This is a genomic window from Streptomyces flaveolus (assembly GCF_014648815.1).
Taxonomy (GTDB): domain Bacteria; phylum Actinomycetota; class Actinomycetes; order Streptomycetales; family Streptomycetaceae; genus Streptomyces; species Streptomyces flaveolus.
In genome coordinates this window covers 186,287-207,313 of the sequence record NZ_BMRV01000011.1, presented here as the reverse complement: position 1 = coordinate 207,313, position 21,027 = coordinate 186,287, and the positions used below count along the sequence as shown (strand labels likewise).

Sequence of the window (21,027 nt, the reverse complement as noted above, 5' to 3'; positions counted from 1 at the left end):
CGGCTAGGCCAGCTTGGCCGTCAGGGTGATGGTCGTGCCGGTGAGGGCCTGGCTGACCGGGCAGTTCTTCTTGGCGTCCTCGGCGGCGGCGACGAACGCGTCGTTGTCGATGCCCGGGACGGTGCCCTCCACGGTGAGGTGGATGCCCTTGATGCCCTCACCCGGCTGGAAGGTGACGTCGGCGGAGGTGGTGAGCTTGGTGGGCGGGGTGCCGGCGCCGGCCAGGCCGTGCGACAGCGCCATGGAGAAGCAGCTGGAGTGGGCGGCGGCGATCAGCTCTTCGGGGCTGGTCTTGCCGTTCGCCTTCTCGGCGCGCGACGGCCACGACACCGGCTGCTCGCCGATGCCGGACGAGTCGAAGGTGACGACGCCGCTGCCCTCGAGCAGGTTGCCTTCCCAGACGGTGTGTGCGGAGCGCGTGGTTGCCACGACGAGTCCTTTCCGGATTCCCTTGCGGTACTGGGGCGGTGGGAGCCCGTGCCCGGGTTCCCACCCCCATCCGATCACACTCCGGCTCAGCTCACCCGGAAGACCGGTCCCTGTGCGGTGAACGGCAGCCGTGCGCCCTGTGGGATCAGGTAGGCGTGCTCGCGCCGTATCCGCAGCACGTCGCACCAGCCGTCGGTGATCACGAGGACCGGCGCGGCCGGCGGGAAGTCCTCGGCGCGCAGCAGCAGATCGACGCCGGGCTGGAGCACGGTGCCGCCGCGGCCGTGCACGCGCACCCGCCCGGCGATGTCCGTCACGGGCAGGTATCCGGCGTCGTGAGGTGCCGCGTCGCAGAACACGACGCGGGCGGCGGGCACGTCCCGTGCCTCGGCGTAGGACGCGATGGCACCGAGCGCCTTGCCGAGCAGGGTGCGGTCCATGGAACCGGAGGTGTCCAGGACCACGCCGAAGGTGCAGCGGGCGACCTCCTCGGGCGGGAAGTACCGCCCGGCGCGCGGGATGTCGGGAGTGGCGGCCTGCCGCCGGCCCGGGCGCGCGTACGAACGTACGGGCTCGGGACGGGGCACGAACTCGTCGAACCAGCGGGCGAGGCGGGCGTCCCAGGGCAGCGGCGGGTGGCTGAGGGCGCGGATCTCCTCGACCAGGCCGCCCGGGAGGAAGCCACGTTCCTGCTGCCGGTGCAGGTCCAGGCCCTGGGCCAGGCCGCGCCGGTAGAAGCCGTCGAGGTCGACGCGGTCGCGGGGCGGGCCGAGCGGGGCGCCGAGGACGTCGCCGACGCCCTTGCCGCGCAGGGTGGACAGGCGGCGCATGCGGCGCAGGTCGCCGGTGATGCGGTCGTAGACCTCCTCGGCGGACAGTCCGGCCAGCTCCGGGTCGTGCAGCAGTCCCTCGGGCATGGTGCCGACCTGCATCTCGACGAGCCAGCCGTTGACGACGTAGTCGCAGGCGACGTTGAAGAGGTACGGGTCGCGGGTGCCGCACCGATCGCCGTGGCGCAGGGCGGCGTGCAGCATCTCGTGGGCGAGGACGAACCGCCACTCCTCGTCGTCGTACCGGCGCAGCGGGTTGACGTAGATCTCGCCGGCCTCGGCGTTGACGGCGGCGACCGCGATGCCGTGGGCGCGGGCGAGTTCGGCATCGGCGACGAGGGTGATGCCGGCCGCGATGCCGCCGAGGAGGGGGTAGGAGGAGACGAACCAGCTCAGGGCCCGGTGCCAGGGGCTCAGGCGGGTGGGGCCGCCGAGCATGTCGTCGCGCCGGCCGCCCGCGAGGTCCAGGGCGGTGGACACGGTGCGGGTCAGCGCGTGGGCGAAGGCGAGCTGCCAGTCCGGAACCTGCCCGTTCCAGCCGTCCCAGGGCACGAGCAGCTGGTCGGGTTCGCCGCCGGCGGTGCCGCAGCGCTCGAAGGCGGCCGGGACGCCGCCCTCACGGCGCCATGCGGCGGCGATGCGCTCCTCGTCGCCGTCGGGATAGGCGGCCGGCAGGTCGTCCGGGGTGCGGCCGACCGGGAAGGTCATGAGGAAGCGGTTGACGACGACGCAGCGGGCGGCGAGGTCGTAGCGGTCGGGCGGGACGCGCTCACCGGTGGCGGCGGGCACGTGGCCGAAGCCCAGGTGGATCAGGCCGTGGGCGATGGCCCAGGCCCACTCGGCGGGCTCGGCACGGCGGACGGGGTTCAGGTGCAGCCGGCCGTTCGACGTGACCCGGACGAGTCCCTGCCGCGGGGCGACCCGGCACTCCTCCTCGCGGCACAGCTTGACCTCCAACGCCGCCAGTGCCGGGTTGGCCCACGCCAACTGCACACCCTTGGCGCAGTCCTCGGCGGCCGGGTCCTTCCTGGCCTCCTGCTGCCTGCGCGCGCGGCTCATCGCCGGGCCTGCACCAGACGCGGCATGTCGCGTGCCGCCTCCACCAGGAACCACGCGGGCAGCACGGGGTTGCCGTCGGCGCCGGAGGCGATGACTCCCTGGGCGACCTCGACGGAGATCTCGGCGAGCTGTACGAGCAGCGATTTGGCGCGGTAGGCGGTCTGGCGGCCGTGCGCCGACATGTGCTCCTTGCTCGCGGGCAGTTCCTTGACCAGTCGGCCGCGGAAGGACTCGGCGAGGTAGTACAGCAGGTCGCGGTCCTCGGGGCGGTGCGGCCAGCGGGCCTCGCCCCTGAGGATCGCCTCGATGCCGAAGCGGCTGCGGACGATCTTGACGTAGCCGCAGAAGGCGGTGGCGTGGGCGGGGGTCAGCGTGCCGTGCGCGAGGACCTTCAGGGTGTCCTCGTCCAGGTCGCGGCCGAAGGAGTGCAGGGCGTCGGAGAGCATGTGCCAGGAGCGCGGGGTGGAGAACGGCTCCTCGGTCTTGGGCGGCTTGGACCACAGGTGGTCGGGCCGGTCGGTGAGGTGGTCCGTGATCCAGGGGTGGATGCCGTGCTCGGCGGCCCAGGCCAGCCAGTCCTTCGGGGAGGCGTCCAGGTGGACGTGGGCGAGGCGGTTGACCAGCGCGGAGGCGAGGGGGCGGGCGAGGGCGTTGTCGGTGGCGCGGTTTCCGGCGCCGATGACGACGGAGCCCTTGGGCAGCTCGTAGTTCCCGATGCGGCGGTCCAGGATGAGGGAGTAGAAGGCCTTCTGCACATCGGGGCCGGCCGCGTTCAGCTCGTCCAGGAACAGGCAGTACGGCTCGTCGCGGGCGATGGACTCCGGCGGGCAGAACACCGACCGGCCGTCCCGGATCTGCGGTACGCCGATCAGGTCCTCGGGAGCGAGCTGGGTACCGAGCAGGCTCACGCACTCCAGGCCCAGCGAGTCGGCGAAGTCCCGCACGAGGGAGGACTTGCCGATGCCGGGTGCGCCCCACAGGAACACCGGCCGCACGGTGGCGATGCCGAGCAGCAGTTCCGGGAGACGGGCGGGGGTGACGGTGACGGCTGCCTGCACGCAGGGGCTCCTCGGTGGAGGGTCGGGAGGTGACCCGCACCAGTGTGTGACCCGCGGCGCGCCCGCGCAGCCGAATTACCGTGCGGCCGGACCGGCCTGCCGCTGCCGCCGGGCCGCCATCACCGCGTAGACCAGGACGCCCGCGAACAGGAACAGGACGCCCTGGTAGACCGCCGCGTAGCCGGCGCCCGCGACCAGCCACAGGGAGAACGCCGCCGCCGCGGAGGCGATCACGGCGTCGCGCACCAGCCGGGCGCGGTTCACGCGCTCGTGCTGCCCGGAGACCAGGTGGAAGAGCTGCGCCGCGGTGGCCAGCAGGTAGGGCACGGTCGCCGTGAAGGTGGTGACGAGGACCAGGACCTCGAAGACCTTGGCCGAGCCGGACGTGTAGTTGTAGACGGTGAGCAGGGAGGCCAGGACCACGGTGACGCCGACGCCGACCGTGGGGACACCGCGCCGCTTGCGGGCGAAGGCCGCGGGGAACAGTCCGTCGCGGGCCGCCGCGTACGGGGTCTGCGCGCTGAGCAGGGTCCAGCCGTTGAGGCAGCCGGTCATCGACACCAGCGCGGCGAGCGCGACGGCCCAGCCGCCCCAGGCGCCGCCGAACATGGCGTTCACGGCGTCGGAGAAGGGGGCTGTGGAGTCGACCAGGCGGTCGTGGGCGACGGTGCCGAAGACGGAGAGGGTGCCGAGCAGGTAGACGAGCGCGGCGCCGGCGGTGCCGATGACGGTGGCCCGGCCGACCGTGCGGCGCGGGTCCTTGACCTCGCCCGCGCTGACCGCGGCGGACTCCACACCGAGGTAGGAGAAGAGCAGGATCGCGGCGGCGGCCGAGACCGCGCCGATGCCGCTGCCGCCGCTCGGGTTGAAGGGGCCGAGGTTGTCCGGGTCGAAGAAGAACAGTCCGCCGACCGCGACGAGCAGCAGCGGCGCGAACTTCAGCACCGTGGACACCAGTTGGACGGCGCCCACGTAGCGGGTGCCGGCGAAGTTGGCGAGCGCGGGCAGCCACTGGATGACGAGCGCGGCCAGGCACGCGGTCCAGCGGTGCCCGTTCACCGGGATCAGGACGTCGAGGTAGCCGACGGCGGCGACGGCGAGCGCTGCGTTGGACACCCAGGTGGTGATCCAGTACGCCCAGGCGGCGAGGAAGCCGGCGAAGTCGCCGAAGGCCTCGCGGGCGTAGACGTAGGGGCCGCCGGTGCGCGGGTCGCGGGCGGCGAGCCGGCCGAAGACCAGGGCGAGGGCGATGGCGCCGACCGTGAGCACGCCGAAGGCGAGCAGGCTGATCGTGCCGAACGGGGCGACGGAGGCGGGGAGCAGGAAGATGCCGCCGCCGATGATGTTGCCCATGACCAGGGCGGTGGCGACGGGCAGCCCGAAGCGGCGGGCGTGCTTGGTGCCGTGGGATGCCGGGCTGGGGTCTGCGGGGGTCTCCCGCGGAGCCGGAGCCGGTGGGGGGACGGTCCCGGTGACGTGCATGGGGTGGTACGCCTTCCTTGGAACTGGTGCCCGGGATCGCCGGGACGGCGTCCATGGTCCGGCACGGCCGCGCAGGGCTCCAAATCAGGCGGTTTTGTCCTGTGCGAGTCCGTCCGGGACCGCAAAAGGTGCGCCGTCGAGGCCCTGTGACCGGGAATCGTCCAGGGGCACCTGCGGGCCGTTGGACTCGCGCAGCCAGCGGCGCAGGATCCGGTGGACGTGCTCGGCGCCGACGATGTCCGCCCCCTCGCCGTCCGGCGCGGACAGGACGGCGGGCGACAGCAGGAAGGCCCGCGACTGGGCGCCGCCGAGTCCGCCGTGGGAGCCGATCTGCTCCTCGAAGGCGAGGACCTCGCCGTCGGCCGGGTCGTGGAAGGAGTTGACCATGATGTCGGCGGTGTGCGGGAAGGAGTGCGTGCGGCGCACGGCGTCCGCGGCGCCGGGGCCGAACGGCGCGAGCGGGCCGGGGTCCTCGTCGAGCCGGTCCAGGGGGATCTCCGCGCCGCGGGCGCCGAGGACCACACCGCCGTGCTCCTCGCTGCGCACGAGCAGGAAACCGACGCCGGGGTGGTTGGCGAGGGTGGGCAGCAGCGCGGGGTGGCGGGCGTCGATCTCCTCGCGGGTCATCCGGTGCGGCACGTCCGGGAAGGAGACGAGGCCGAGGTTGCCGGAGGCCAGCACGACCGGCTCCGAGTGGCGGTCGGCGGGCCGGCGCTGTTCCTCGCCCTCCTCGACCGGCCGGTGCAGGGCGGCCCGTACGGCGGTGCGCGCCTCGGCGCCGCTGCGGGTGCGCCGCGCCCGGCGTGGCACGGGCAGTCCGCAGCCGGCCCGCACCAGGTCGGCGAGGGTGAGGCCGTAGCGGGAGCGGAAGGTCTCGCCGGGGCTCTGGCCGTGGTCGGACAGGACGACGATCCGGTACCGGCGGGGCGCGTGTTCGGCGACCTTCTCGATCAGCGCGAGGGACCGGTCGAGCCGCTGGAGGACCTTCGCGGCGTCCCGGCTGCGCGGCCCGGAGTGGTGCGCGACCTCGTCGTAGGCGACGAGGTCGGCGTAGACGGCGGTGCGTCCGGCGAGCATGTCGCCCATCACGGCGGCGACGACGACGTCCCGCTCGACGACGGTCGCGAAGGCGCGGACGAACGGGTAGAGGCCGCCGCGGGAGACGCGCGGGCGGACCTTGCGGACGCGGGCCCGGGTCGACTGGCCGATCTCGCGGCCCACCTCGGCGACGAAGGACATGGCGGTGCGGACCGCGTTGGCGGGGTCGGAGAAGTAGGCGAAGTAACCGGACCGGGACCGGTTCTCCCGGCTGCGGCGGCGGGTGGCTATCGACAGCACGAGGGCCTGTTCGTCGGCGCCGCCGCTGAACAGGTTGCCGCGGCTGGCGCCGTCGAAGGTGAGCAGTCCGCCGTCGCCGGTGTGCTCGATGGCCCGTCGCTGGAGGTCGGCGGCGCTGGTGGGGCGGTTGCAGACGACCACTTCGCCGCTGTCCTTCTCGTACCAGCGGAACGCCGGGACGTCGTGGTTGCTGCCGTGCAGGATGCCGAGCTGGCTTGCGCCCGTCTGGCTGGACCAGTCGGTGCGCCACGGGGCGAGCCGGTGGGTCGCGGAGGAGCCGTCGCGGCCGAGCCAGCGGGCGACGGTGGGCATCAGGCCCTCGTCGACCGCGTCCATCAGCACGTCGTGGCCGACGCCGTCCAGTTGCAGGAAGACGGTGCCGGGGCCGGTCGGGCAGGGCGGGCCGGACCTGCGGCGGCGGTCGGCGAGCCGGTAGAGCCTGCGCCGGTAGGCGTCGTCGTCGCGGACGGCCAGGGCGCCGCCGGTGGCCGAGGCCACGGCGGACATCACGGCGGCCACCACCACGGCGGTCTCCGGGGCGACGCCGCCGCGCGCGGTCGGGTTCACGTCCAGTGCGAGGAGCAGCAGCCCGCCGTTGAGGAAGAAGACCAGCAGCCCGAGGACGAGCGCCGGCACCAGCAGCAGCAGCCGGACCAGCAGCGGCCACACCAGGGCCGACAGCAGGCCGAACGCGCCGGCGCCGACCGCGGCGGTGACGGCGATGTCGGTCGCGCTGTCACCGTCCGGGGACTGGAGCCGGAAGTCCGGGAGGATCCCGGCGAGCACCAGCATGGTGACCGTGGAGACGGCCCACACCGCGATGCTCCGCCCGATCTGACTGGCGCCCCGCCGCCAACGCCCTCCACCCACGCTCCGCACACCTCACGTCCCGGCCCGTCGTCCGCGCGGGCCCTCCCCACCCTGCCACAACGCTCCGGAACGCCTGTTTGTCCCCCCTGGCCCCGTTCACCCGGGACACGCCCGGTATCCCGGTGGACCAGCGGTCAGCGGCCGTCGTATCCCGCCGTCGGCATCGACAGTCTGCGGTGCACACACGCCTTCATCCGGGCGTCGTACGACGGCTCCTCGTGTCCGACCGTCTCCACCCGCACCCCGCGCCGCGCGCACTCCGCGGTGAACTCGGCCACGGACGACAGGGCGCTCTCCAGCACCCGGTGGCTGGGCGCCACGAACAGGTCCTGCCCGGGGCACACGCCGTCCCACAGGGCGTCGTGGTCGGGCCGCAGTCCGCGGACCAGCAGTTCCCGGGTGACGACGTAGCCCTGCTCGGCGGCCCAGCGTGCGCACATGGCGTGCTGGCTGCGGGAGTCGACGAGGAACGGATCGTCGTCCAGTTGCTCCAGCGGCGTCAGACTCGCGATCGCCGTCACGCGTAGCGGCCTCATGGTGTCCCCCTCACCTCCCGTTTTCGCCGCCGACCCTACTCCTGGACGTAGGCTTCGGGGAGTCGCGCGAAGGAGGCAAAGAGGTGCCGGTGGAGCTCACGTGGTGGGGTCACGCCACCTGCACGGTCGAGGACTCGGACATACGTGTGCTCACCGACCCGCTGTTCGCCCGCAGACTCGCCCATCTGCGCCGCAGGCGGGGCCCGGTGCCACCGTCGGACGCCTGGCGCGCGGACGTGACGCTGGTGTCCCACCTGCACGCCGACCATCTGCACGTGCCGTCGCTCGCGCGGCTCGCGCCGGGCACGCGCCTGCTCGTACCCCGGGGCGCACGACGGGCGGTGCCGGGACTGCGCCGGCTCGGGCACCTGAAGCTGACCGAGGTCGCGCCCGGCGACGAGACGGTGGTCGGCGACCTGCTGATACGGGCGGTGCCCGCGCGCCACGACGGGCGGCGGCTGCCGCTCGGCCCGCACCGCTCCCCCGCGCTCGGCTACGTCGTGGAGGGTGAGGGCCGTACGTACTTCGCCGGGGACACCGGCCTTTTCGACGGGATGGAGAAGGAGGTCGGGCCGGTCGACGCGGCGCTGCTGCCGGTCGGCGGCTGGGGACCGTACCTGGGGCCCGACCACCTGGACGCGGGACGAGCCGCCGAGGCGCTGGCCCGGCTGGCGCCGGCCACGGCGGTGCCGGTGCACTACGGGACGTACTGGCCGATCGGGATGGACGCCGTGCGCCCCCACGAGTTCCACACGCCGGGCGACGAGTTCGTGCGCCTGTCGGCGCTGCGCGCGCCGGACGTCGCGGTGCACCGGCTGGGGCACGGCGAGAGCGTGCGGGTGGAGGTCGCGAGGTGACCTGGCTGGGCACCGCCGTGACGAGCATCCCGACCGAGCCGACGCAACAGGCGCTGGGCTATCCGTCGTTGTTCCTGCTGGTGCTGATCGGGGCGCTGGTGCCGGTGGTGCCGACGGGCGTACTGGTGAGTTCGGCGGCCGTGGTGGCGATGCACCAGACACTGCCGTTCTCGCTGCTGATGGTGTTCGTGACGGCGTCGCTGGCCGCGTTCTGCGGGGACATGGCGCTGTACTGGCTGGGGCGGCGCGGGGTCGGCTCGAAGAACGGCTCGCGCTGGCTGGAGGTCATCCGGTCCCGGGCGCCCGAGGACCGGCTGGAGCAGGCGCAGGAGAAGCTCGCCGAGCACGATGTCGCGGTGCTCGTGCTGTCCCGGCTGGTGCCGGCCGGCCGGATACCGGTGATGCTGGCCTGCCTGCTGGCCGAGTGGCCCTCGCGCCGCTTCGCCCGGGGCAACCTGCCGGCCTGCCTGGCCTGGGCGGTGACGTACCAGCTGATCGGCATCCTGAGCGGCTCGCTGTTCAGCAAGCCGTGGGAGGGCGTGGCCGCGGCGATCGCGCTCACGGTACTGGTGAGCGCGGCGCCGAGCGCCTGGCGCCGGCTGCGGGGGCCGGCGAAGGCGTAGGCGCCGAGGGGGAGCAGCGCGAGGCCGTTCACTCGTCGCCCAGCAGGCGGGAGCCGCCGACCGGCAGGTCCCACAGGTCCTCCCGGGGCAGGCCCGCGCGCTGCCAGGCGGCGCGTACACGGGTCAGCGGTTCCATGACCGGCTCCGCCGACAGCACGAAGGTGCCCCAGTGCATCGGCGCCATCCGCCGGGCGCCGAGGTCCTGGGCGGCCCGGACCGCCTCCTCCGGGTCGCAGTGCACGTCGCTGAGCCACCAGCGCGGGTCGTAGGCGCCGATGGGGAGCAGCGCGAGGTCGATGCCGGGGTAGCGGCGGCCGATGCGGGAGAACCAGTGGCCGTAACCGGTGTCGCCGGCGAAGTACACGCGCCGGCCGCCGGCGTCGGTGAGGACCCAGCCGCCCCACAGGGTGCGGCAGGTGTCGGTGAGGCTGCGCTTGGACCAGTGGTGGGCCGGTACGAAGTCGAAGCGGACGGTGCCCAGTCGGGCCCCCTCCCACCAGTCCAGCTCGGTGACCCGGGTGAACCGGCGCCGCTGGAACCAGCGGCCGAGCCCGGCCGGGACGAACACCGGGGTGTCGCGCGGGAGCCTGCGCAGCGTCGGGGCGTCCAGGTGGTCGTAGTGGTTGTGGCTGATGACGACCGCGTCGACCCGCGGCAGGTCGCTCCAGGCGACGCCGACGGGGGTGATGCGCGCCGGGGTGCCGAGGATGCGGCGGGACCAGACCGGGTCGGTGAGCACCGTGAGCCCGCCGATGCTCAGCACCCAGCTGGCGTGTCCCGCCCAGGTGACGGCGACGGTGCGGGCGTCCACGCGGGGCAGCGGTCCGGGGGCGTACGGCAGCCTGGGGATGTCGGCGAGGCCCTCGGGGCCGGGTCTGACCGCGCCCTCGCGGGCGAATCTGGCGAAGGCCTTCAGACCGGGCAGCGGTGCGGTCAGCCGGTCGTGGAAGGTCCGCGGCCACACCCGGCGTTCGGCGAGCGGGCGGGGCTCCGCGAGCGGCGGGAAGGGGGAGGCCGTGACCGGTGGGGCGTCGGTGTCCTGGTCCTGGACGGGCGCGGTGGTGCTCGTGGTCGACCGGGGCTGCTGCGTCATCGAGGAGACTCCCATCGCTGAGCGTCGCGGAGATCGCCGAAGACCGACTTCAGACCGGTCAACGCGGCGTGCACGTGCGGCAGTTCCAACGGGTCGGGAGAGGCGAGGCATTCCGCGCGCCGCTCGTCGGTGTCTCCCAGCAACGGGCCGGTGGACAACCGGACGCGCAGCGCGAGGAGGTCGTCGCCGAAGCGGTGGCCGCCGGGGGCGGGCATGCCGAGCCGGGTGGTGAGGAAGTCCTCCAGTTCCTGGGCGTCGCCGACACCGTGGGCGCCGAGCGCGTCGCGCAGCGGGCCGAGGTCGGCGTACAGGTGGCGCCCGGCCTGCGGGGGCCGGGCGGTGGCGCCCGCGGCGACGACCGCGGCGTGCACGGCGGCGGCCACGCGCGCGTGCAGGCGTACGGCGGCCGACCGGCGGGCGGTGACCGGCTCCGGTTCGGCGAGCGCGTACCCGGCCGCGGCGGCGAGGGGGGCGGCGACGCGGGCGCCGAGTGCGGTGAGCACGTCCAGCACGCGGGCGTGCAGGCCGTTCCCGGCGGCGGAGGCGGGGAAGCGGGCGACCGCGGCCGGCCAGCCGGGCGGCAGCAGGGCGCCGGCCAGGTCGGTGACGACGGTGACGTGGTCGGGCAGCATCTCGGCGGGGCTGAGCAGCACGGTGGCGTGCGGGTCGTGCAGGGTGTCGCGCCAGGTCTCGTCGCTGACCAGGTGCAGTCCCTCTTCGGCGGCGGCCTCGACGGTCTCGTGCAGCAGCTCGGGCGGCGCGACGGTGCCGGTGGGGTCGTCGGCGACGGACAGCACGAGCAGCCGCGGATCGCCGCCCTCGGCGCGGATGCGGCGCACGGTCTCCAGGAGGGCGTACGGATCGGGGACGCCGCCGGACTCGGCGGGCGTGGGGACGTGGAAGACGGGTCTGCCCAGCAGTCGCGCGTACGGCGCCCACCAGGCGGCGCAGGGGCGCGGCACCAGGATGTCGCCGCCGAGCGCGGCGGTCAGCGCGAGCAGCAGGGCGTTGGCGCCGGGGGCGGCGGCCACGTGGTCCGGGTCGGTGGGCAGGCCGCGCCGGTTCCAGTAGCCGCAGGCGGCGTCCAGCAGCGCCGGGGCGCCACCGGCAGGCTCCTCGTGCCCGCGGCCCGCGGCGGCGGCGAGGACGGCGGACAGCTCGGGCAGCACGGGCAGCCCGTCCCCGGGAAGGTGCGGCCCACGACGAACGGCCCCGTGACCGTCGGCACCGTGACCGTCGGCGGCGTGGCCTCCGGGGTGCTGCCCTCCGAGCGCGGGGTCTGCGGGCGCGCGGCCCACGAGGTCATCGCCTCCGGGATCGCCGCCCCCGGGCGTGGGACCTCCGGAGTGCTGCCCCCCGGCCGCACGGCCTGCGGGACCGTTGTCCCCGAGCGCGGGGCGTCCGGGGGCGTCGCCTCCGAGACCGTTGGCCCCGAGCGCGGGGCCTCCGGGCTGCTGCCCTCGGGGCGCGTGACTTCCGGACGAGCGGCCTATGGGGTCATCTGCCCCGAGCGCAGCACGTCCGGGGTCCTGCGGTCCCGGGTGCGGTCCACCGGGCGCGCGGCCTCCGGGGGCGTGGTCGGCGGGAGCCCCGTCTCCGGGTGGCGCGTGGCGTTCGGGGGTGGTGTCTTCGGGGTCCGTCCGCCGCATGGGTGCCTCCGTCGTGCCGAGTCCTGTGGCCGCCGGGCCCTGGTCCTCTTCCTCGCTCGTGCTCCGGTCGTGCACCAAGTACCCACCGGGCCGCCCGGCCATGGCTCCGGTCCGCGTCGCGTCGATCACCACCCCGACCGGACGGACGGGCACGGGTCAGTGGTCCCGGCTCTCCCCGCGCAGCCGCAGCCGCAGCCGGTACGCGGCCCCGCCGAACGCGCCCGCGATCAGGACACCGCCGGCGGCCAGCGCGGGCACCGAGTCGGTGAAGGACCCTCCCGTACCGGCCTGCACCCCGTGCTCCGCCTTCCCGCCGCCGCAGGACGCGCCCCACGCGGTGGGCTCGGGGCACGGCGGCTTGGTCGTGCAGGGCACGCCGTGCGTGCCGGAGCCGCCGGGCCCGGCGGTGTGGCCGGTGGGAGCGGCCTGGCCGGAGAGGGCGGGCTGGTCGTACGGGGCGGTCTCGTCGTACGGAACGGGCTCCTCGTCGGGAAGGGACGTGTCGCCCGGGACCTCCTCGTCCGGCACCACCTCGTCGCCCGGGACGGCGGGCTCGGCGTACGGCACGGTCTCGTCGCGTGCCGTCGGTTCACCGCCGGGGACGACGGGCTCCTCCGGCGGGACCACGGGTTCGTCGCGAGGCACGACCGGCTCGTCGCGCGGAGCGGCGGACGGGCGGCAGGAGGGCTCGGGGGAGGCACTCCCCCAGGAGCGTCCAGGTTCGGCGGTCCCGCTCGCCGGGGAGGACACCGTCACCGCCGCGCTCCACGGCCGGCCCTCGCCGCCGGATGCCGTCGGGCAGGTGCCGTCGACGGTCCACGGCGAGGCCGGCCCCGTCGCGTCCGGGTCGCCCTCGAGGTTCCCGGCGGAGGCTATGCGCGCGGTACCGCGGTAGGCGGCCCCGGTGGTCCTGTCGTCGGCGCCGGCCACCTTCAGGAGCGCGACGGTGCCCCCGTCGAAGGCCGGGGAGGCCGCGTCGAGGGCGTCGGGCGCGGCCTGACCGGCCCGGTCGCAGGTGACCGAGACGGTGACGGTGCCTCCCGGGCCGACGTCGGCCGGGCTGACCTCGGCGGAGGGTCCGCCTGCGCCGGCGGGCCGTGGGGTGCCGCCCGGGTCCGCCGAGCCGGACCCGGCGAAGACGCCCAGGGCGGCACTGGCCAGTACGGCGACGGACAGGACACGGGAGGTGCGGCGCATGGGTGCGGGCTCCTTCGAGCGACGGCTGCGGGGGCACGGCACTCGCGCCCTCGGCCATCACAGCCCGCCCGGCCCGGTGGCGCGCGCCGCCGTGCGCCGTTCGCGGGACCGGGGCGCCCGTGTGGGTGAGGAACAGGTTTCGGACCGCCCGCCGCGTCGGGTCAGGCGGCCGGATCCCGCAGCACCTGTTCCCGCACCCGGTCGCAGCACCGGCTGATCAGCCGGGAGACGTGCATCTGGGAGATGCCGAGCTGCTCGGCGATGCGGCTCTGGGTCATGTCGTCGAAGAACCGCATGTACAGGATGGCGCGCTCCCTCTCGGGCAGGGCGGCCAGCCGTTCCTTGACGGCCTCGCGGTCGACGACGGTGTCGAGGGCCGGATCGGGGGCGCCGAGGCCGTCGACGAGCGAGTGGCCGTCGTCGCTGCCGGGGACTTCGGCGTCCAGGGACAGGGCCGTGAAGCTCTCCAGTGCCTCCATGCCCTCCCGGACCTCCTCCTCGCTGAGATCGGCGCGCTCGGCGATCTCGGCGACGGTGGGCCTGCGGCCGGGGGTGGCCCGGGCCAGGTCCTGAGCGGCGAAGCGGACGCGGTTGCGCAGTTCCTGGACCCGGCGCGGCACGTGCAGGGTCCACATGTGGTCACGGAAGTGGCGTTTGATCTCGCCGGTGACGGTGGGCACGGCGTAGCTCTCGAACGCGCTGCCGCGGGCGGGGTCGTACCGGTCTACGGCCTTGACGAGGCCGAGGGCCGCGACCTGCCGCAGGTCCTCGAAGCTCTCGCCGCGGCTACGGAAACGTCCGGCGAGCCGTTCGGCCATGGGCAGCCAGGCCTCGACGATCCGGTCCCGGACCGCGTCGCGCTCCGGGCCCTCGGGAAGGGTGGCGAGGCGGCGGAAGGCGTCCGCGGTGTCGGGGGCGTCGTCGTGCGGGTGCTTGGCTCCGGCTCGGATCGACATGGTGCGTCGCAACTCCCTCGGAGTGCGGGGTCCTGTCGTGGCGCCGGGCAGGTGCCCGGCCGGCACGGGCCGGCACCGGGCCTCGCGGAGCTCTCCGGGGGCGCGGGACGGGCGCCGGCGGTGCGACGACACGGCCCTGGGTTCGGGCGGTCACCGTGGGAGGGCGTCCGGGAGCCGGACGGACGCGTCCGTGCGGCGTCACGCCGCTCCCACGGACGTGCCTCCTGTCCGAAGCACTGCCCCTGCGCCTGCCCCCGCGCGCCGCTGTCAAACACCCGGGCCGTCAGCGCGCCGACGGCAGTTCCGGCGCCGCGGCCGGTTCGGGATCGCCGGACGGCGGTGGGGTGCCCGGCAGCACCAGATCCTCGTACCTGCCCAGGGCCAGCACCACGCCGAGCATGAGGACCGGGATGAACACAGCGAGCAGCACCGCCATGATCCGTCCTTCCCTGAAAGGGGTGGGCGTGGGGGGTGGTGCCCGGGGCGGGTTCCCCGCGGGCGCCGGGCAAACCCACGGTGCACGCGGCCGTACGCTCCGTGGCCGGGCAAATCGGGGCGGACCCGTCCGGGTGAATCCGTGTCGGCCGTCGGTGGCCGGGTACGCGGTCGGCACCCCCTGAGGATGTGGAGGGAGACACATGCAGCGAGGCAGTGACCGGATGAGCGTCCACCGCGACGACGAGATGAAGCACGAACTGCAGGGTCTGCTCAGGTCCGGGCACCCCACCCGCAGCGAGGAGTGGAACGACCCGGAACCCATCGCCGAGGACGACCCGGACGTCATGTACGGGCCGGTGACCCCGGGCCGCGGACCGACGTACCTGGAGGCGCTCCGGCTGGAGCTGGCCAGGAACCTGACGCGCGGCACCTTTCCCGCGGGTCCCCGGGAGCTGGGCCGCGCCCTGCGCCGCGGCAACGCGCCCGACGCCCTCGTCGAGGGTCTGCAACGGCTGCCCGACAAGGCGCGCTACGACAACGTCCAGGAACTGGCCGTGGCCCTGACCGAGAGCGGTGGGCCACAGGGCGCGTAGGCGCCGGAAGGGCGGGCCGTGATGGCCGAGTACGTGAGGGACGTCATGACTCCGGGTGTGGTCGCCGTCCGCCCGGACTCCTCCCTCGTCGAGGCGGCGCAGTTGATGCGCACGCAGAACATCGGCGATGTGGTGGTCGCGGACGGCCAGGACGTCGTGGGCGTGCTGACCGACCGGGACATCACGGTGCGGGCCGTGGCGGACGGCACCGACCCCATGGCGGTGAGCGTCCGCACAGTCTGCACCCCCGATCCGCTGACGGTCTCCCCCGGTGATCCGGTGGCGGACGCGGTCACGCTGATGCGTGAGCACGCCGTGCGCCGGCTGCCGGTCGTGGAGGACGGGCTGCCGGTGGGGATGGTGAGTCTCGGCGATCTGGCCGAGGCCCGGGATCCCGACTCGGCGCTCGCCGACATCAGCCGCGCGGAACCGGACGCCGTGGACGGCGTCTGACGGCGCCCCGCGGGGGCCGCGGTGCCCGCGGGGCCGTGGCCTCGCGGCCGAACGAGACGCGCGCGCCGGGCGGTGACGGCCGCCGGCGTGCCGGAAAGGAATCCGAACCACATGCGCATCGCATTTCTGACCGCGCCCGAGGGCGTGGAGCAGGTCGAGCTGACCGAGCCGTGGCAGGCGGCGAAGGACGCGGGCCACGAGCCCGTGCTCGTCTCCACGCAGTCCGGTGAGATCCAGGCCTTCGACCACCTCGACAAGGCGGACACGTTCCCCGTGGACGAGGTGGTGGGCGAGACGTCGGCCGACTCGTTCGGCGGGCTGGTCCTGCCGGGTGGCGTGGCCAACCCGGACTTCCTGCGGATGGACGAGAAGGCCGTGGCGTTCGTCCGGGACTTCTTCGAGCAGGGCCGGCCGGTGGCCGCGATCTGCCACGCCCCGTGGACGCTCGTCGAGGCCGACGTCGTACGCGGCCGCGTCGTGACCTCGTGGCCGAGCCTGCGGACCGACCTGCGCAACGCGGGCGCCACCTGGGTCGACGAACAGGTGAAGGTCTGCGACCACGGCGACAACACCCTGGTCACCAGCCGGAAGCCGGACGATCTCAAGGCGTTCTGCGAGACCTTCCTCGCCGAGTTCGCCAAGGCCGGCTGAGCCCCGCGGGGCGCCCCGCGGGGCGGCCCCCCACGTCACCGGGCCCGGTCGGCGGCGCGTACCGTACGCGCCGCCGACCGGGCCCGTGTGCGGGCGTCACACGCGGGCGGTACACCCTGTCGGTCGCGGCGGTCAGGCGCCGGGGGCGGCGTTCTCCCCGGAGCTCCGCTCCCGGGCGCCCTCGCGGGTGCGGCCCGAGGCGACCGAGCGCCGGGGATTGCGGCGCAGCCATTCGCCCTCCAGCTGAGCCATGCGCCCGTTGTGGGCCCGCAGCGCGTCGTTCGAGCCGTACAGCAGGGTGTCGTGGCGCGTGCGGTGGATGGTCTCCAGCTCCTTCATGAGCTGCTGGTCGTCCAGGCGGCCCGGGTCCACCCCGGTCGCGGTGTCGTCCCGCGTGTCGTGTTCGTTCATGCGGTCCGGGTACCCGCCCCGGAAGCACTACCACCCCCGAGCGGCATCCGGGAGGGAGCCATGGAACTCGCCTTTCTGCATCCACTCTACGAACATCAGGGGCCCTGGGCCTCCGTGTACGTCGACCTCTCCCAGCACACGGAGGACACCCCCCACGAACGTGAGCTGACGGCCGCCGCGGTGGCCCGGGAGCTGGCTGCGCAGGGCGCGGACGACGCGACCTGCCGGGCGGTGCGGGAGGCCCTGGACGGGATGCGCCACTCCACCGACCCACACGGGCGGGCGCTCTTCGCCCGGGCCGGGCAGGTGATCCTCGACCCGCCGCTGGCACGCGCCCCGCAGGGCGGCACCGAGGCCCGCTGGGCACCGCTGCCGCACGTGGCGCCGCTGCTGGAGCTGGCGGGCGAGGACCCGGTGTGCGTCGTGGCGTACATCGACCGCAAGGGTGCCGACTTCGAGCTGCGCAGCGCGCTGGGCAGCCGGGACGCGGGCTCGGTGACCGGACGGCAGTGGCCCGTGCACCGCACGAGCACCGTCGACTGGTCGGAGCGCCACTTCCAGCTGCGGGTGGAGAACACCTGGGAGCACAACGCGGCGGAGATCGCGGACGCGCTCGCCGTGTGCCAGGAGGAGACGGGCGCCGACCTGCTGATCCTGGTGGGTGACGACCGCGAGCGGCGGGCCGTGCACGAGCGGATGCCCAAGCGGCTGCAGGACCGGATCGTGGAGGCCGCGCACGGCGCGGGCAGCCGGCTGCTGGACGGTGACGTGGAGCGGCTGCGCGACGATCACGTGCGCGCGCGGGCGCGGGACGACCTGGACAGGTTCCTGGCCGCCCGCGCGCCCGACGGCGAGGGCCGGGCCGCCGCGGCGGAGGGCGTGCCGGCGCTGATCGAGGCCGCCCGGGAGCACCGCATCGACGAGTTGCTGATCATCCCGGACGGGCCGGACACCCACCGCGAGGTGTGGATCGGCGAGGACGCGGACCAGTTGGCGATGCGCCGTACGGAGCTGAAGACACTCGGCGAGCAGAACTCCTGGTCGGCCCGCGCGGACGACGCGCTGCTGCGCTCGGCGGTGATGACCGGTGCCCCGGCGATCTCGGTGACACCGGCCCTGCCGCGGGAGGCGGCGGACGACGCGCCGGTGGGCGGTCTCGGCGCCCTGCTGCGCTGGCGCTGAGCGCTCCCCCGCCGCCCTCGGCGTGGTGCCCGGCGGCCGGCTACCGGGCCCGCTCGACCCGCCGTTCGTCCCAGACCGGCTCCGGCGTCTCGCGGACGCGGCCGTCGCTGCCGAAGACGAGGTAGCGGTCGAAGGAGCGGGCGAACCAGCGGTCGTGGGTGACCGCGAGGACCGTGCCCTCGAAGCCCTCCAGGCCTTCCTGGAGGGCTTCGGCCGATTCCAGGTCGAGGTTGTCGGTCGGCTCGTCGAGCAGCAGGGCGGTGACGCCCTCCAGTTCCAGCAGGAGGATCTGGAAGCGGGCCTGCTGACCGCCGGAGAGCCTCTCGAAGGTCTGCTCGGCCTGCTGGGTCAGCTCGTAGCGGCGCAGCCGGGACATGGCGGCGCCCCGGTCCTGGGAGTGCTCGCTCCACAGGATGTCCAGGAGGGTGCGTCCCATCAGCTCGGGGTGGGCGTGGGTCTGGGCGAAGTGACCCGGCACCACGCGCGCGCCGAGCTTCCAGTTCCCGGTGTGCGCCACCTCCTCGCCGGCGAGCAGCCGCAGGAAGTGCGACTTGCCGGAGCCGTTGGAGCCGAGGACGGCGACCCGTTCCCCGTAGAAGACCTCCAGGTCGAACGGCTTCATCAGGCCGGTGAGCTCAAGGCCCTCGCAGGTGACGGCGCGGACGCCGGTCCGGCCGCCCTTGAGGCGCATCCTGATGTCCTGCTCGCGGGGCGGCTCGGGCGGCGGCCCGGCCTCCTCGAACTTGCGCAGCCGGGTCTGGGCCGCCGCGTAGCGCGAGGCCATCTCGTGGCTGACGGCGGCGGCCTGACGCAGCGCCAGCACCAGCTTCTTGAGCTGGGCATGCTTCTCGTCCCAGCGGCGGCGCAGCTCCTCGAAGCGGGCGAAGCGCTCGCGGCGGGCCTCGTGGAAGGTGGCGAAGCCGCCGCCGTGCACCCAGGCGTCGGCGCCGGCGGGGCCGGGTTCGAGGGAGACGATCTTCTGGGCGGCGCGGGCGAGGAGTTCGCGGTCGTGGGAGACGAAGAGGACTGTCTTGCGGGTCTCCCTCAGCCGCTCCTCCAGCCAGCGCTTGCCGGGCACGTCGAGATAGTTGTCCGGCTCGTCGAGCAGCAGCACCTCGTCGGTGCCGCGCAGCAGTGCCTCCAGGACGAGGCGTTTCTGCTCGCCGCCGGAGAGCGTGCGCACCTGCCGCCACTGGGCCTTGTCGTAGGGGACGCCGAGCGCGGCCGTGGTGCAGATGTCCCACAGCGTCTCGGCCTCGTACCCCTGGACCTCGGCCCAGTCGGCGAGGGCCTGCGCGTAGCGCATCTGGGCGGCCTCGTCGTCGACCGTCATGATGGCGTGCTCGGCGGCGTCGACGGCGCGCGCGGCCTCGCGGATGCGGGGCGGCGCGACGGACACCAGCAGGTCCCGCACGGTCGTCTCGTCGCGCACGGAGCCCACGAACTGGCGCATGACCCCGAGGCCGCCGCCCACGGTGACGGTCCCGCCGTGCGGCTTGAGCTCCCCGGACAGCAGGCGCAGCAGGGTGGTCTTGCCGGCCCCGTTGGGTCCGACGAGGGCCACGACGGCGCCCTCGCCCACTCGGAAGGAGGCATCGCCGAGCAGCGCCCTCCCGTCGGGGAGGTAGTACTCCAGGTGCGCGGCTTCGAGATGACCCATGGGCCGGATTCTGCGGCCCCGGACGCCGTGCGGGCAAATGCTTTCCCCTGGTGCGGGCCGGGCCGGGGCAGGTGCGGCACGCCACCCGCAGGAAACCCCGTCCGCCGGGTAGGCGTGAGGAATGAGCCCCGACGTAGACCTCACCGCCCCGACGCCCGGCCCGCATCCGGTCCGCGACGGCCTGCTGCGACTGGACCAGCGTGTGTTCGAGTCGGTCGCCGCCCGGCACTGGCCCGGCGCCGACCACCTGCTGCCCCGGCTCAGCCGCAGCGCCAACCACGGCGTGCTGTGGTTCGCGGCGGCCGCCGCGCTGGCCGCGGCCCGCACCCCGCGGTCCCGTCGCGCCGCCGTCCGGGGCCTCGCCTCGCTGAGTCTGGCCTCCTTGACGATCAACACGCTCGGCAAGCGCTCGGTCCGCCGCCCCCGTCCCGTGCTGGACCCGGTGCCGGTGGTCCGGCAGCTGAAGCGGCAGCCGATCACCACGTCCTTCCCGTCGGGACACGCCGCGTCGGCCGCCGCGTTCGCGACCGGCGTCGCGCTGGAGTCACCGGCGTGGGGCGCCGCGGTGGCGCCGGTGGCCGCCGCGGTGGCCCTCTCGCGGGTCTACACGGGTGTGCACTTCCCGAGCGACGTGCTCGCCGGGGCGGCGCTGGGGGCGGGCGCCGCGTTCGCCGTACGGGGCATGGTGCCCACGCGCGCACAGCTCGTCCCGCCGGCCAGGCCGCGCGCCGACGTCCCGGCGCTGCCCCGGGGCGAGGGCCTGGTGATGGTGGCGAACATCGCCTCGGGCACCGCGGACCGGGTGCGCGCGCTGTGCGACGCGCTGCCCGGGGCCGAGGTCGTCGAGTGCGAGCCGGGGGACGTCGGCGCCGAGCTGGAGAAGGCCGCGGAACGCGCCCGGGTGCTCGGCGTCTGCGGCGGCGACGGCACCGTGAACGCCGCCGCGGAGATCGCGCTGCGCCACGGCCTGCCGCTGGCGGTGCTGCCGGGCGGCACGCTCAACCACTTCGCCTACGACCTGGGCGTGGAGGACGTCAAGGATCTGTGCCGGGCGCTGGAGGGCGGGGAGGGCGTGCGGGTGGACGTCGGCCGGTTCGTCTCCGGTGAGCAGCGCGGCATCTTCCTGAACACCTTCAGTCTCGGCGTGTACCCGGAGCTGGTGCGCGAGCGGGAGCACTGGTCGCCCCGGATCGGCGGCTGGCCGGCCGGGGTGCTCGCGGCGGTGCGGGTGCTGCGCGCCGACCGGCATCCGCTGGAGGCCGAGGTGCAGGGGCGCAGGCGCCCGCTGTGGATGCTGTTCGCGGGCAACGGCACGTACCACCGGATGGGTCTGGCACCCGGCCGCCGGCTGGACCTGGCGGACGGGCAGCTGGACATCCGGGTGGTGCACGGTGGCCGCCGGCCGGCCCTGCGGCTGCTCTCCGCGGCGCTCGCCGGGCCGTTGACCCGCTCCCCCGCCCACGCGGCGGTGCAGGTGGGGCGGCTGCGGCTGACCGGTGTAGCGCCGGGCACCCTGCTGGCGTACGACGGCGAGATCACCGAGGCGCAGGGCGAGCTGACGTTGGAGAAGCTGCCCGAGGCGCTCACCGTCTACCGGCCGCTGACCGGCAGCCACATTCCCCGAAAGGCTTCCTGACCGTCGGACACTCCTTTTTCCTGACA

The 21,027-nt window shown here is 74.7% G+C and carries 20 protein-coding genes; 7 read left to right on the top strand and 13 right to left on the bottom strand.

The features are described 5' to 3' along the window. Nucleotides 1-3: 3 nt before the first annotated feature. The 6 genes from IEZ05_RS24655 to IEZ05_RS24630 all read right to left on the bottom strand — a co-directional run bounded on the left by IEZ05_RS24655 (nucleotide 4) and on the right by IEZ05_RS24630 (nucleotide 7,602). Entirely contained in the window at nucleotides 4-429 is a 426-nt protein-coding gene (locus tag IEZ05_RS24655; RefSeq protein WP_189232415.1) for an OsmC family protein, read from the bottom strand. 86 nt (nucleotides 430-515) lie between these two features. Next, entirely contained in the window at nucleotides 516-2,318 is a 1,803-nt protein-coding gene (locus tag IEZ05_RS24650; protein ID WP_189232414.1) for a vWA domain-containing protein, read from the bottom strand. Then, entirely contained in the window at nucleotides 2,315-3,376 is a 1,062-nt protein-coding gene (locus IEZ05_RS24645; RefSeq protein WP_189232413.1) for an ATP-binding protein, read from the bottom strand. The genes IEZ05_RS24650 and IEZ05_RS24645 overlap by 4 nt, the downstream gene beginning before the upstream one ends. 75 nt (nucleotides 3,377-3,451) lie before the next feature. Next, a complete protein-coding gene (locus IEZ05_RS24640; protein ID WP_189232412.1) occupies nucleotides 3,452-4,858 on the bottom strand; it encodes an amino acid permease in 1,407 nt (468 codons plus the stop codon). Between the two features lie 84 nt (nucleotides 4,859-4,942). Next, nucleotides 4,943-7,075 carry a phage holin family protein gene (locus IEZ05_RS24635; protein ID WP_189232411.1) on the bottom strand — a complete coding sequence of 711 codons (2,133 nt, stop codon included), beginning with the start codon at nucleotides 7,073-7,075 and terminating at the stop codon, nucleotides 4,943-4,945. Between the two features lie 125 nt (nucleotides 7,076-7,200). Continuing rightward, nucleotides 7,201-7,602, bottom strand: a complete 402-nt coding sequence (locus IEZ05_RS24630; RefSeq protein ID WP_189232410.1) for a hypothetical protein — start codon at nucleotides 7,600-7,602, stop codon at nucleotides 7,201-7,203. Nucleotides 7,603-7,685: 83 nt separating this feature from the next. Between IEZ05_RS24630 and IEZ05_RS24625 the strand changes: the two genes are divergently transcribed. Both IEZ05_RS24625 and IEZ05_RS24620 read left to right on the top strand, forming a co-directional pair. Then, the gene (locus IEZ05_RS24625; protein WP_189232409.1) at nucleotides 7,686-8,459 is read left to right on the top strand and encodes an MBL fold metallo-hydrolase; all 774 of its coding nucleotides are present in this window, start codon (nucleotides 7,686-7,688) and stop codon (nucleotides 8,457-8,459) included. Next, complete coding sequence (locus tag IEZ05_RS24620) at nucleotides 8,456-9,082, top strand: DedA family protein (RefSeq protein ID WP_189232408.1); 627 nt, start codon at nucleotides 8,456-8,458, stop codon at nucleotides 9,080-9,082. Before IEZ05_RS24625 ends, IEZ05_RS24620 begins: the two co-directional genes overlap by 4 nt. 28 nt (nucleotides 9,083-9,110) lie before the next feature. On the opposite strand, the gene IEZ05_RS24615 is transcribed toward IEZ05_RS24620, so the two are convergent. The 5 genes from IEZ05_RS24615 to IEZ05_RS24595 form a co-directional block, all read right to left on the bottom strand. Then, the gene (locus IEZ05_RS24615) at nucleotides 9,111-10,175 is read right to left on the bottom strand and encodes an MBL fold metallo-hydrolase (RefSeq protein WP_189232407.1); all 1,065 of its coding nucleotides are present in this window, start codon (nucleotides 10,173-10,175) and stop codon (nucleotides 9,111-9,113) included. Continuing rightward, the gene (locus IEZ05_RS24610; RefSeq protein WP_189232406.1) at nucleotides 10,172-11,473 is read right to left on the bottom strand and encodes an aminotransferase class I/II-fold pyridoxal phosphate-dependent enzyme; all 1,302 of its coding nucleotides are present in this window, start codon (nucleotides 11,471-11,473) and stop codon (nucleotides 10,172-10,174) included. Before IEZ05_RS24610 ends, IEZ05_RS24615 begins: the two co-directional genes overlap by 4 nt. A gap of 507 nt (nucleotides 11,474-11,980) precedes the next feature. Further along, nucleotides 11,981-13,021, bottom strand: coding sequence for a hypothetical protein (locus IEZ05_RS36470; protein ID WP_229869842.1), 1,041 nt, complete (start codon nucleotides 13,019-13,021; stop codon nucleotides 11,981-11,983). A gap of 161 nt (nucleotides 13,022-13,182) precedes the next feature. Further along, on the bottom strand, nucleotides 13,183-13,977 hold the full coding sequence (locus tag IEZ05_RS24600) for an RNA polymerase sigma factor SigF (protein WP_189232405.1): 795 nt from the start codon (nucleotides 13,975-13,977) through the stop codon (nucleotides 13,183-13,185). Between the two features lie 283 nt (nucleotides 13,978-14,260). Further along, entirely contained in the window at nucleotides 14,261-14,413 is a 153-nt protein-coding gene (locus IEZ05_RS24595) for a hypothetical protein (protein WP_189232404.1), read from the bottom strand. A gap of 202 nt (nucleotides 14,414-14,615) precedes the next feature. Here IEZ05_RS24595 and IEZ05_RS24590 point away from each other — a divergent pair, with 202 nt between their 5' ends. From IEZ05_RS24590 to IEZ05_RS24580, 3 genes are all read left to right on the top strand, one after another. Next, a complete protein-coding gene (locus tag IEZ05_RS24590; RefSeq protein WP_189232403.1) occupies nucleotides 14,616-15,008 on the top strand; it encodes a DUF2795 domain-containing protein in 393 nt (130 codons plus the stop codon). Nucleotides 15,009-15,029: 21 nt separating this feature from the next. Next, nucleotides 15,030-15,461: a CBS domain-containing protein gene (locus IEZ05_RS24585; protein WP_189232402.1), complete on the top strand. Its 432-nt coding sequence runs from the start codon at nucleotides 15,030-15,032 to the stop codon at nucleotides 15,459-15,461. A gap of 111 nt (nucleotides 15,462-15,572) precedes the next feature. Next, nucleotides 15,573-16,112 (top strand): type 1 glutamine amidotransferase domain-containing protein, encoded by a 540-nt coding sequence (locus IEZ05_RS24580; protein WP_189232401.1) that lies wholly within the window; start codon nucleotides 15,573-15,575, stop codon nucleotides 16,110-16,112. Between the two features lie 132 nt (nucleotides 16,113-16,244). On the opposite strand, the gene IEZ05_RS24575 is transcribed toward IEZ05_RS24580, so the two are convergent. Continuing rightward, nucleotides 16,245-16,523, bottom strand: coding sequence for a DUF6158 family protein (locus IEZ05_RS24575; protein ID WP_189232400.1), 279 nt, complete (start codon nucleotides 16,521-16,523; stop codon nucleotides 16,245-16,247). A 60-nt stretch (nucleotides 16,524-16,583) separates the two neighbouring features. On the opposite strand from IEZ05_RS24575, the gene IEZ05_RS24570 reads away from it, so the two are divergent. Further along, nucleotides 16,584-17,705: a baeRF2 domain-containing protein gene (locus IEZ05_RS24570; RefSeq protein WP_189232399.1), complete on the top strand. Its 1,122-nt coding sequence runs from the start codon at nucleotides 16,584-16,586 to the stop codon at nucleotides 17,703-17,705. Between the two features lie 40 nt (nucleotides 17,706-17,745). On the opposite strand, the gene IEZ05_RS24565 is transcribed toward IEZ05_RS24570, so the two are convergent. Further along, nucleotides 17,746-19,365, bottom strand: coding sequence for an ABC-F family ATP-binding cassette domain-containing protein (locus IEZ05_RS24565; protein WP_189232398.1), 1,620 nt, complete (start codon nucleotides 19,363-19,365; stop codon nucleotides 17,746-17,748). Between the two features lie 121 nt (nucleotides 19,366-19,486). On the opposite strand from IEZ05_RS24565, the gene IEZ05_RS24560 reads away from it, so the two are divergent. Beyond that, nucleotides 19,487-21,001: a bifunctional phosphatase PAP2/diacylglycerol kinase family protein gene (locus IEZ05_RS24560; protein WP_189232397.1), complete on the top strand. Its 1,515-nt coding sequence runs from the start codon at nucleotides 19,487-19,489 to the stop codon at nucleotides 20,999-21,001. Nucleotides 21,002-21,027: the final 26 nt, after the last annotated feature.

Coding starts and splice junctions, on each gene's coding strand:
- IEZ05_RS36470 (WP_229869842.1), bottom strand. CDS start 13,021: ATGCGCCGCACCTCCCGTGTCCTGTCCGTCGCCGTACTGGCCAGTGCC.
- IEZ05_RS24630 (WP_189232410.1), bottom strand. CDS start 7,602: ATGAGGCCGCTACGCGTGACGGCGATCGCGAGTCTGACGCCGCTGGAG.
- IEZ05_RS24575 (WP_189232400.1), bottom strand. CDS start 16,523: ATGAACGAACACGACACGCGGGACGACACCGCGACCGGGGTGGACCCG.
- IEZ05_RS24580 (WP_189232401.1), top strand. CDS start 15,573: ATGCGCATCGCATTTCTGACCGCGCCCGAGGGCGTGGAGCAGGTCGAG.
- IEZ05_RS24615 (WP_189232407.1), bottom strand. CDS start 10,175: ATGACGCAGCAGCCCCGGTCGACCACGAGCACCACCGCGCCCGTCCAG.
- IEZ05_RS24570 (WP_189232399.1), top strand. CDS start 16,584: ATGGAACTCGCCTTTCTGCATCCACTCTACGAACATCAGGGGCCCTGG.
- IEZ05_RS24590 (WP_189232403.1), top strand. CDS start 14,616: ATGCAGCGAGGCAGTGACCGGATGAGCGTCCACCGCGACGACGAGATG.
- IEZ05_RS24565 (WP_189232398.1), bottom strand. CDS start 19,365: ATGGGTCATCTCGAAGCCGCGCACCTGGAGTACTACCTCCCCGACGGG.
- IEZ05_RS24650 (WP_189232414.1), bottom strand. CDS start 2,318: ATGAGCCGCGCGCGCAGGCAGCAGGAGGCCAGGAAGGACCCGGCCGCC.
- IEZ05_RS24595 (WP_189232404.1), bottom strand. CDS start 14,413: ATGGCGGTGCTGCTCGCTGTGTTCATCCCGGTCCTCATGCTCGGCGTG.
- IEZ05_RS24585 (WP_189232402.1), top strand. CDS start 15,030: ATGGCCGAGTACGTGAGGGACGTCATGACTCCGGGTGTGGTCGCCGTC.
- IEZ05_RS24560 (WP_189232397.1), top strand. CDS start 19,487: ATGAGCCCCGACGTAGACCTCACCGCCCCGACGCCCGGCCCGCATCCG.
- IEZ05_RS24600 (WP_189232405.1), bottom strand. CDS start 13,977: ATGTCGATCCGAGCCGGAGCCAAGCACCCGCACGACGACGCCCCCGAC.
- IEZ05_RS24640 (WP_189232412.1), bottom strand. CDS start 4,858: ATGCACGTCACCGGGACCGTCCCCCCACCGGCTCCGGCTCCGCGGGAG.